Raw genomic sequence first — 9,589 nt, forward strand, 5'->3', positions numbered from 1 at the left:
GAGGCGGCGTGCCCGCCTCAATGGTCGTGGTTGCAGCCGGGGCCATGTACGTGGGGCGCATGTCCGTGGTCGTGGCCGTGCTTCGGGGCATGGTCGTGCCCGTGATCGTGGTCGGGTCCATGCGCCGCGTGATCTTGCCCGTGGGAATGATCGTGCGCATGGCCGTGGTCGTGATCGTGCCCATGATCGTGGGAATGGTCGTGGCCGCAGGTGCTGTGGTCGTGCGCCTCCCGCTCGGGGCGGAACGCCCGGCGCACGGGCGTGGCCGCGCAGCCCTGGCCGCGGATCAGCTCGGCGGTCGCGGCCGAGGCCGGGACGTAGAGCGCCTCGGTGCCGACCTCGACGGCGACGTGGCTGCCGCCGAGCTGCCAGGCGAGGCGCAGCAGGCGCACCGGGTTCTCTGCCCGAACCTCCAGCAGGTCCTCCTGCGCCGCCCGCACCAGGACGAGGCGGCCGTCCTCGAGGCGCAGCGCGTCCCCGTCCTCGAGCGTCGCGGCCTTGGACAGCCCGAGCTCGAAGGTCAGGCCCCCCTCCGCTTTCAGGCTGCCGCCGGCGCGGCTGCGCCCGGCATGGTCGAGGCTGACCGTGTCGACCACGGCCTCCGTGCGCACGGCGGGCCTGCGCACGATCGTGGTGGCTCTCTGCATGGAATCCTCCGGGGCGCCGACGGGCCGGCCTCTTCCGCGTCGTATCCGCATGTTGGTGCGCGGATGCAACAGGGGAAGGCTTCCGTGGAGCGTCTCCGGGTCCGGACGGAACCTTGGCCGTGCGGCGTGCATTCAACGGTCGTAATAGCTAAGCTCGAACCGCACCATCACCACGGCGAAATGCCGGACCGGATGCACAAGGGAGTTCCCGACCCATGAAGAAGCTCATCGCAGCAGCGCTCGCCGGCACCCTCGCCCTCTCCGTCGGCGCCTGCAACACGCCCCAGGACCGCGCGCTCGGCGGCGCCGGCCTCGGCGCCCTCGCCGGCGCGGCCATCGGCGGTGCGGCCACCGGCCGCGCGGGCGGAGCGCTGGCCGGTGCCGCCATCGGCGGCGCCAGCGGCGCCATCGTCGGCGCCTCGACGGCCCCGCGCTGCCCCTACGGCACCTACCGCGACGCCTACGGCGACGTGTACTGCCGCTGAGCCGGCCCGGCCCGCGCGCGGGCCGCACACCTTCGCATGCGTCGAGGGCCGGGGCATCGTGCGCCGGCCCTTCCGCGTTCGGGGCGCAGGAGGTATCCCACCGGGCTTCCGGGACGGATGCGCCCGCCGCTCGCGACCTCGACGCCGATGACCGTTCCGACCAGAGACACCGCCCGCCCCGTCTCCGGGCGCCGCCCATGACCTCCGGCATCTGGGGCAAGCTCGGCGGCGTCGGCCTCGGCATGGCGGTCGGCGGTCCCCTCGGGGCCCTGGTCGGGGGCGTGGCCGGCCACTTCCTGATCGACCGCGAGGGCGCGCCCTTCGGCCCGACGCCCCGCGACGTGGTCTTCACCACCGGCCTCGTGGCGCTGGCGGCCAAGATGGCCAAGTCCGACGGCGTGGTGACGCCCTCCGAGGTCGAGGCCTTCGGCAAGGTGGTCACGGTGGAGCCGGCCCAGCGGGCGGGCGTCGAGCGCCTGTTCGACCTCGCCAAGGGGACCACCAGCGGCTTCGAGGCCTATGCCGGGCAACTGGCGGCCACGTTCCGCGACGAGCCGGCGCTGCTGGAGGACGTGCTCGACGGCCTGTTCCACATCGCCGCCGCCGACGGGGCGATCCACGAGGCGGAGGAGCGCTACCTGCGCGCCGTCTCCGGCATCTTCGGCTTCGAGGAGGCGGCCTTCCGAAGGATCGCCGCCCGCCACGTCCGGCTCGCCGACGACCCCTACCTCGTCCTCGGCCTGGAGCACGGGGCCGACGACGGCCTGGTGAAGGCGCGCCACCGCGCCCTCGTCTCCGAGAACCACCCCGACCGCGCCATCGCCCGCGGCCTGCCGGCGGAGGCGGTGGTCATCGCCACCCACAGGCTCGCGGCCATCAACGCCGCCTACGACCGGATCGCGCAGGAGCGCGGCCTGAAATGAGCCCCGACAGCCCGCTCGCCGCACGGGTCGTGCCCTCGCCCAACCACGGCGAGCGCCGGGGCCCGCGCCCCGACATGCTGATCCTGCACTACACCGGCATGGAAAGCGCGGCCGCAGCCCTCCGGCGCCTCGCCGATCCCCTCGCCGAGGTCTCGGCCCATTACCTCGTCTTCGAGGACGGGGCGGTGGTGCAGATGGTGCCGGAGGCGCGCCGGGCCTGGCATGCGGGCCTCGGCGCCTGGCACGGGGAGCGCGACGTGAACTCCCGCTCGCTCGGCATCGAGATCGCCCATCCCGGCCATGCCGGCGGCCTGCCGCCCTATCCGGAGGCGCAGGTGGAGGCGGTGATCGCGCTGTCGCGCGACATCGTCGGGCGCTGGGGCATCCCGGCCGAGCGGGTGCTCGGCCATTCCGACGTGGCCCCCGAGCGCAAGGAGGATCCGGGCGAGGGCTTTCCCTGGGATCGCCTCGCCCGCGCCGGTGTCGGGCACCACGTGGCGCCGGCCCCGATCCGCGACGGCCGCTTCTTCGCGATGGGCGATGCGGGCCGGCCGATCGAGGCGCTGCAGGCGATGCTCGCCCTCTACGGCTACGACCAGCCCGTCACCGGCCGGTTCGATGCCCGGACGCGGGCCGTGGTCACGGCCTTCCAGCGCCATTTCCGCCCGGAGCGCGTGGACGGGGTGGCGGATGCATCCACCATCACCACCCTGCGTGACCTGATCGCGGCCGTCCCGGCCTGAATCACGCTCGGCCGCGGGCCTCCGCCTCCCGCTCCATCCTCGCGTCGCGCTCATCCACCACGGCCTGCTCGCCGCGGGTGCGCCACAGGCTGTAGACGACGCCCGCCACCAGCAGCACCACCGTGACCACCAGGGAGACCCACGGCGGCACGTCCACGAGGTGGAAGGTGTCGGCGACCACGATCTTGGCCCCGATGAAGATCAGGATGAAGGCCAGGGCTGTCTTGAGGTAGGCGAACCGGTCGACCATCGCCGCCAGGGCGAAATAGAGAGCGCGCAGCCCCAGGATCGCGAAGATGTTCGAGGTGTAGACCACGAAGGTGTCGGTGGTGATCGCGAAGATCGCCGGCACGCTGTCGACGGCGAAGATCACGTCGGCGCCGTTGACCAGCACCAGGGCGAAGGCCAGCGGCGTGAGCCACAGGGCCTTGCGGCCCGTGGCCGGATCGGTCTTGCGCACGACGAAGCGCTGGCCGTGCAGCTCGGGCGTGACCCGGAACGCCTTGCGGGTCCAGCGCACCCAGGCGCTGTCCTGGAAGTCGCCCTCCTCCTCCGCCCCGGAGACCAGCATCTTGAGGCCGGCATAGATCAGGAAGGCGGCAAACAGCGATAGCACCCAGTGCGCCTGGTGCACCAGGGCGGCGCCCAGCCCGATCATCAGGCCGCGCAGCAGCACGGCCGCGAGGATGCCCCAGACCAGGACCCGGTGGTGGGCCGCCCGCGGGATGCCGAGCGAGGTGAGGATGACCGCGATGACGAAGACGTTGTCCATCGACAGCGACTTCTCGACCACGAGGCCGGTGACGTATTCCTGCCCCGCCTGGGGCCCGAGATACCACCAGACCCAGGCGCCGAAGACCAGCCCGAGGCTGAAGTAGAAGGCGGTCAGCAGCAGGCTCTCCCGGATGCCGATCTCGTGCTCCTTGTCCCGGTGGAGCAGGCCGAGGTCGAAGGCGAGCAGGGCGGCGACCAGGGCGTGGAACCCGAGCCACATCCACACCGGCTTGCCGAGCCATTCGAGGTACAGGAAATCGACCATCTGCGGGACCGCGATGCTCCTTTGCGAGGAAAGCGTCGGCTCCGACATCACGGAAGCTTGAAAGCGTCCCGCCAGAGGGGCCCGCAGCCGATGGGCGCGAGTTAAGGGGGCGATAGAGGCGAATCAAGGGCGTGGCCGCGCGGGGCGGCCCTGCACGCCCCGGCCGGGGCGGCGTGATCCGGGGGCTCGGGACCGTGCCGCGGACGGCGGCGCGTGGCGGCGATCGCGACGGGCGAAGCGGGGCGGCGTCGGGCCGCGCCCTGCCGAACGACCCGGAATCCCAAGGCTTCCGCAGGGGAGCGCAACGGGATCGCACGCGGGACGAGGACGGGCCGCCCGCATCGCGATTTGCCGTGGGGCCCGGCGTCCAGCTAAGCCGTCCGCTGCCGCTCGCAGGTCTGCGTCGATAAGGGCCTCCAATGCCGAACTCGTTTGGCCTCAACCGTTCCCTGGGGGGCGCCATCGCCGCCATCGCGGTGGTGTCGCTCCTGGGCAGCGGCGTGGTCCTCGTCACCCTCGGCCAGTTGCACGAGGCCACCGGAGCGCGCGGCCGCTCGAGTCAGGTCATCCGCGCCCTCGGCGAGTTCCGCGCGGCCATGCTCAACCAGGAGACCGGGCTGCGCGGCTACCTGATCACCGGCCGCACGAGCAGCCTGGAGCCGTATCAGGCGGGCCGGCCGGCGCTCGACGCGGCGATCGGCCGCCTCGACGCCCTGATCGGAAGGGATGCGGACGCGTCGCGCTGGCTGGCCGACGCGGTGACGGCTGCCCGCACCTGGCAGACGGACATCGGCGAGGCGGCCGTCCGCGGCGCCGCCGATCCGGCCACACGCCCCGAGGCGGTCCGCATCGAATCCGAGGGATCGGGCAAGCGGCTGTTCGACGTCTTTCGCGAAAGGCTCGCCGCCATCGAAAGCGTGGAGGAGCAGGCCCGCGTGACGCAGAACGCGCGTCTGGCGCAGGCCGAGCGCAACGCGAGCCTCGCCCTGTGGGGGGCCGCCCTGGTCACGCTCCTGATCTGCATCGGGATCGGCATCGCCATCAACCGCCTGATCGTCCGGCCGCTCGGGGGGGTGATGGGGTTCGTCGAACGGGTCGGCTCCGGCGACCTGACCGGCCGTATCGCCCTGACGAGCCGTGACGAGATCGGCCGGCTCGGCATGACCCTGAACGCGATGGCGGCGGGGCTCGCCGACCTCGCCCGCACCAACCGGGCTGCGACCGCCGACCTCAACGCCGCGGCGGCCGAGATCCGCGCCTCCGCCCAACAGCAGGCGGCCTCCGTCGAGGAACAGTTCGCCGCCGTGCAGGAGACGGCCGCGACGGTGGACGAGATCGCGCATTCGGGCGCGCAGATCACCCGGCGCGCAGGCGAGGTGATCGCCACGGCCCAGGCCACCGCGCAGACGGCGCGCTCGGGATTGCGCGCGGCCACCGACACCGCCAAGGCCATGGATGCGATCCGCGAACAGGGCGAGGCCGTGGCCGGCAACATCGTCGCGCTCAGCGAGAAGACGCAGACGATCGGGGACATCATCGAGACGGTCAACGACATCTCGGAGCGCACGCATCTGCTGGCGCTCAACGCCGCGATCGAGGCGGCCTCGGCCGGCGAGAGCGGGCGCAGCTTCGCGGTGGTGGCTTCCGAGATGAAGCTCCTGGCCGACCAGGCCAAGGGCGCGACCAACCAGGTCCGGGCCATCCTCTCGGAGATCCAGCGGGGCATCAACACCTCGGTGATGCTGACCGAGGAGGCGGTCAAGCGCGCCGCCGCCGGCAAGACCCGCACGGATGCGACCGTGCGCACCATCGAGGAGATGGCCGCGCGGGTGGAGGAGAACGTGCAGACCTTCCAGCAGATCGTGGCCTCGACCAACCAGCAGCAGCTCGGCATCGAGCAGGTGACGGGGGCGCTCCAGAACATCCGGCAGGCGAGCCAGCAGACGGCGGCCGGCACCCGCGAGGTCGAGACCGCCTCGGCCAACCTCACCGAACTGGCCGGCGGCCTGCTGGCGCTCGCCGACCGTTACCGGCTCTGACTTGACAGGAACGCGCAACTGGCCGCCTCCCGCGAGCATGCAGGCGCACGCGGATCAGGGCATCGCCGTCGTCGGCGCGGGACCGGCGGGGCTCGCCGCGGCCGAGGTCCTGGCCGATGCCGGTTGGCCTGTCACCCTCTACGAGCGCATGCCGTCCCCTGCCCGCAAGCTGCTGATGGCGGGCCGCGGCGGCCTCAACCTCACCCACGGGGAGCCGCTTCCCGACTTTCTCGGGCGCTACCATCCGGCGGGCCGCCTGGAGGGGGCGGTCCGCGCCTTCCCGCCCCAGGCCTTGCGGGACTGGTGCGAGGGTTTGGGCGAGCCGACCTTCGTCGGATCGAGCGGGCGGGTCTTCCCGAAGAGCTTCAAGGCCTCGCCCCTGCTGCGGGCCTGGCTGCGGCGACTCGAAGGGCTGGGCGTCCGCATCCGCACCCGGCACCGGCTCGTGGGCGTCGAGGGCCGGACCCTCGTCTTCGAGACGCCGGACGGCGTCGTGCGGACCGCGCCGCGGGCGGGACTGCTGGCGCTCGGCGGCGCGAGCTGGCCGCGGCTCGGGTCGGATGGGGCCTGGGTCGGGCTCCTCGAAGGGCTCGGCGTGCCCGTGGCGGACCTGCAGCCGGCCAATGCCGGCTTCGCGGTGGCGTGGTCCGAGGTCTTCCGCACCCGCTTCTCCGGCACGCCCCTCAAGCGTGTGGCGCTCTCGGCCGGCGGCCGGACGGTCCGCGGCGAGGCGATGGTCACGGAGGGCGGGATCGAGGGCGGGGCGGTCTACGCCCTGTCGCGGCCCTTGCGCGAGGCGATCGCCGCCGCCGGGGAGGCCCGGCTCTCCCTCGACCTGCGCCCCGACCTGGACGTGCCGGCGCTCGCTGCGCGGCTGACCGACCCGCGGCCCGGACAGTCCATGGCCACGCGCCTGCGCAAGGCTGCGGGCCTGTCCCCGGTGGCCGCCGGGCTCCTGCGCGAGGCCGAAGGTCCGCTGCCCGTCGCGGCGGAGGACCTGGCCGTGCGGATCAAGGCCGTGCCCCTGCGCCTCCACGCCTCGGCGCCGATCGCGCGGGCGATCTCCACCGCGGGCGGGGTGCGGTTCGAGGGGCTCGACGCGCGGTTCATGCTCGCGGCCCGCCCCGGCCTGTTCGTGGCCGGCGAGATGCTCGACTGGGAGGCGCCGACGGGCGGCTACCTGCTCCAGGGCGCCTTCGCCACCGGACGCGCCGCGGCGGCCGGCCTGCTGGCGTGGCTTCGGGCGGAGGACGGGCGGCCGGCATGATCCCCTGGGAGCACCTCGACACGGCCGAGATTCCCGGCGGCGGCGGGACCCTGCGCCTGCTCCGGCGGGGCGAGGCCTACTCGATCATGCTCGGCCAGAACGAGCTGATGAACAGCCGCCTCAGCGGCTCGGAGGAGGCCCTGGCCGGGCTCGCCTGCGCCAGGATCGCTGGGCGCCCGGCCCCGCAGGTGCTGATCGGCGGCCTCGGCATGGGCTTCACCCTGCGCGCGGCCCTCGCCGCCCTCCCCCCCGGCGCGCGCGTCGTGGTGGCGGAACTGGTGCCGGCCGTGCTGGCCTGGGCGCGCGGGCCCCTGGCGGAGGTCTTCGCCGGCAGCCTCGACGAGCCCCGCGTCGTGCTGCGGGAGGCGGACGTGGCGGCCCTCATCGCCGGGGGGAAGGCCGCCTTCGACGCCATCCTCCTCGACGTGGACAACGGCCCGGACGGGCTGACGCGGGCCTCCAACGACCGGCTCTACGACCTGCCGGGCCTGGCCGCGGCCCGTACCAGTCTCAGGCCCGGCGGGGTGCTGGCCGTCTGGTCCGCCGGGCCGGACCCGACCTTCGGCCGTCGCCTGCGCGAGGCGGGGTTTTTCGTCGAGGAGGTCGCCGCGCGGGCCAACGGCCGGCGCGGAGGCGCCCGCCACCGGATCTGGCTCGCCATCCGGCCGGATCGGGCCCCAGACCGGGCCCCGAGTCAGTCCCCAAGTTTGTCCCCAAGTTTGCCCCCAAGTCGGCCCCCAACCCGGCGGCCGGCGCGGCGCGGCTGAGGGCTGACGTCACATCCGGCCGCAGATCCCGACCATGCCCACGGCCTCCGCCGGGCAGGCGGCGCCCGGCGCGCCGCCTGCTCCGGTCGAGAACACCGGAGCCCCGGCCTTGAGGCAATAGGCCGAGACCAGGACCTCGCCCTCCGCGCAGGCCAGTTCGCAGCCCCCGCTCGGGCATGCCTCCGTCCGCACCGCCCGGAACGGAGACGGTCCGGGCGCCGAAGCGGTCCCCGCCGGTCCAGCGGTCCCCTGCGGCCCGGCTTCGCCCTTCGTACCCGGCTCACCCTTGGCACCGGCCTCCCCCCTGAGGCCCATCGGGCCGGCGGCGCCCTGAGCGCCGGCCGGTCCCTGAATGCCCGCGGGGCCCTGGGGGCCGGGTGCGCCGGGCGGTCCCTGGAGGCCGGCCTCGCCCTTGGGGCCCGGCTCGCCCGTCGGGCCCGTATCCCCCTTGGCGCCCGCCTGCCCTTCCGGCGCGCAATTGGCGATCACCGCCTCGCGCTCGTCCTCCTCGCTCTTCAGGGTGACGACGCAGGTGCCCGGCCGGTAGGGCAGCCGGAACACGAAGCGCCCGCGCTTGTCGGCCATCACCGAGATGTCGTCGTCCATCGCCACGATGGCGCCGCCCTTGCGCACGGAGCCCGAGATCCGCAGGTCCCCGGCCTCGATGCGGGCGTCGTAGACCATGATCGGCTGGCTCGGCGCCTGCGGCCGGCGCGCGACGCGGGGCTTCCCGGCCGCGGCCGGTGTCTGCACCCCTTGATCCGCCGGCTGCTGGGCCCGTGCGGGGAGCGCGCCCGCGACGAGCAGGCCGGCGAGCGACAGGATGGCGGATGCGGAACGCAGGGCAAGCATGGTCGGCGGTCTCCCGGACCGGGCGGCCTCGCGTCCCGGCCCGCGACCCCTAACCCGTGCGCGGGCCTGCGGCTACGACCCGGCGCGGGGGCCACGCGTCGAGCAGGGCCGATCCGGCCGGCATCTTCTGTCGGGCCTATCGAATTCGGCGCACACGCGGCGTGTCCCGCATCATTTTCGGCATCTCCAGAAAATATTTGCGCCTCCACATTTCGGGCGTTACGAAAATTGAATGGTCATCACCTTCGACGAGCCGAAGCGCGACCGGAATCTCCGTGCCCTCGGCCTCGACCTTGCCGACGCCAGGGCCCGATTCGAATGGAGGTCGGCGATGATCTATCCGGGCCATCCGAGCAAGTACGGCAAGCCGCGACTCGTCGCGGTCGGCCTGTGCGACGGCGAACTGCGCGCCCTGGTCTTCCAGGCGCTCGGCAACGAGGCCGTCGCGCCCATCAGCTTCCGGCCCGCCAGCAACAGGGAAAGGGATGCCTATGACGCTCGCCCCTAAGCGCCGGCCGGTGCGTCGACTCTCGGATGCCGAGGAAGCCGAGGTCCAGGCCGGCATCGCGGCCGACCCCGACAATCCGGAACTGACCGACGCGCAGCTTGCCGAGATGCGCCCGGCCGAGGACGCGCTGCCTGCCGGTCTCTACAGGGCGCTGACGAAGCGCGGCAGGCCGAAGTCGGAGAACAAGCGGGTCCAGGTCACGCTGCGCATGGATCCGGGTGTGATCGAGGCGTTCAAGTCGGGGGGGCCAGGTTGGCAGACCCGGATGAACGAAGTGCTGGAACGCGCCGCGCGGAAGATCGCCTAGAGCGTGTTATGA

The 9,589-nt window shown here is 73.4% G+C and carries 11 protein-coding genes; 8 read left to right on the top strand and 3 right to left on the bottom strand.

Annotation, left to right across the window (positions count from 1 at the left end):
- Positions 1-17: 17 nt before the first annotated feature.
- A complete protein-coding gene (locus tag COGEMETH_RS21685; RefSeq protein WP_238184743.1) occupies positions 18-647 on the bottom strand; it encodes an urease accessory protein UreE in 630 nt (209 codons plus the stop codon).
- Positions 648-862: 215 nt separating this feature from the next.
- Between COGEMETH_RS21685 and COGEMETH_RS21690 the strand changes: the two genes are divergently transcribed.
- The 3 genes from COGEMETH_RS21690 (at position 863) to COGEMETH_RS21700 (ending at position 2,798) form a co-directional block, all read left to right on the top strand.
- A complete protein-coding gene (locus tag COGEMETH_RS21690) occupies positions 863-1,132 on the top strand; it encodes a YMGG-like glycine zipper-containing protein (protein WP_238184744.1) in 270 nt (89 codons plus the stop codon).
- Between the two features lie 197 nt (positions 1,133-1,329).
- Positions 1,330-2,055: a TerB family tellurite resistance protein gene (locus COGEMETH_RS21695; RefSeq protein WP_238184745.1), complete on the top strand. Its 726-nt coding sequence runs from the start codon at positions 1,330-1,332 to the stop codon at positions 2,053-2,055.
- Complete coding sequence (locus tag COGEMETH_RS21700) at positions 2,052-2,798, top strand: N-acetylmuramoyl-L-alanine amidase (protein WP_238184746.1); 747 nt, start codon at positions 2,052-2,054, stop codon at positions 2,796-2,798. The genes COGEMETH_RS21695 and COGEMETH_RS21700 overlap by 4 nt, the downstream gene beginning before the upstream one ends.
- A 1-nt stretch (position 2,799) precedes the next feature.
- Here COGEMETH_RS21700 and COGEMETH_RS21705 read toward each other — a convergent pair whose 3' ends face one another.
- A complete protein-coding gene (locus tag COGEMETH_RS21705) occupies positions 2,800-3,837 on the bottom strand; it encodes a TerC family protein (RefSeq protein WP_238184747.1) in 1,038 nt (345 codons plus the stop codon).
- 419 nt (positions 3,838-4,256) lie between these two features.
- Here COGEMETH_RS21705 and COGEMETH_RS21710 point away from each other — a divergent pair, with 419 nt between their 5' ends.
- Genes COGEMETH_RS21710 through COGEMETH_RS21720 form a run of 3 tightly spaced genes read left to right on the top strand, consistent with a single transcriptional unit; the run spans position 4,257 to position 7,910 of the window.
- On the top strand, positions 4,257-5,876 hold the full coding sequence (locus tag COGEMETH_RS21710; RefSeq protein ID WP_238184748.1) for a methyl-accepting chemotaxis protein: 1,620 nt from the start codon (positions 4,257-4,259) through the stop codon (positions 5,874-5,876).
- A 37-nt stretch (positions 5,877-5,913) separates the two neighbouring features.
- A complete protein-coding gene (locus tag COGEMETH_RS21715; RefSeq protein ID WP_238184749.1) occupies positions 5,914-7,143 on the top strand; it encodes a TIGR03862 family flavoprotein in 1,230 nt (409 codons plus the stop codon).
- Complete coding sequence (locus COGEMETH_RS21720; RefSeq protein WP_238184751.1) at positions 7,140-7,910, top strand: polyamine aminopropyltransferase; 771 nt, start codon at positions 7,140-7,142, stop codon at positions 7,908-7,910. The genes COGEMETH_RS21715 and COGEMETH_RS21720 overlap by 4 nt, the downstream gene beginning before the upstream one ends.
- A gap of 9 nt (positions 7,911-7,919) precedes the next feature.
- On the opposite strand, the gene COGEMETH_RS21725 is transcribed toward COGEMETH_RS21720, so the two are convergent.
- Positions 7,920-8,762 (bottom strand): collagen-like domain-containing protein, encoded by an 843-nt coding sequence (locus COGEMETH_RS21725; RefSeq protein ID WP_238184753.1) that lies wholly within the window; start codon positions 8,760-8,762, stop codon positions 7,920-7,922.
- Positions 8,763-8,994: 232 nt separating this feature from the next.
- Between COGEMETH_RS21725 and COGEMETH_RS21730 the strand changes: the two genes are divergently transcribed.
- Both COGEMETH_RS21730 and COGEMETH_RS21735 read left to right on the top strand, forming a co-directional pair.
- Positions 8,995-9,270 (top strand): BrnT family toxin, encoded by a 276-nt coding sequence (locus COGEMETH_RS21730; RefSeq protein WP_238184754.1) that lies wholly within the window; start codon positions 8,995-8,997, stop codon positions 9,268-9,270.
- Positions 9,254-9,577, top strand: coding sequence for a BrnA antitoxin family protein (locus COGEMETH_RS21735; RefSeq protein WP_238184755.1), 324 nt, complete (start codon positions 9,254-9,256; stop codon positions 9,575-9,577). The genes COGEMETH_RS21730 and COGEMETH_RS21735 overlap by 17 nt, the downstream gene beginning before the upstream one ends.
- The last annotated feature ends 12 nt before the right edge of the window (positions 9,578-9,589 follow it).

Origin of the sequence: Methylobacterium trifolii, assembly GCF_022179685.1 — a bacterium.
Lineage (GTDB): Bacteria > Pseudomonadota > Alphaproteobacteria > Rhizobiales > Beijerinckiaceae > Methylobacterium > Methylobacterium trifolii.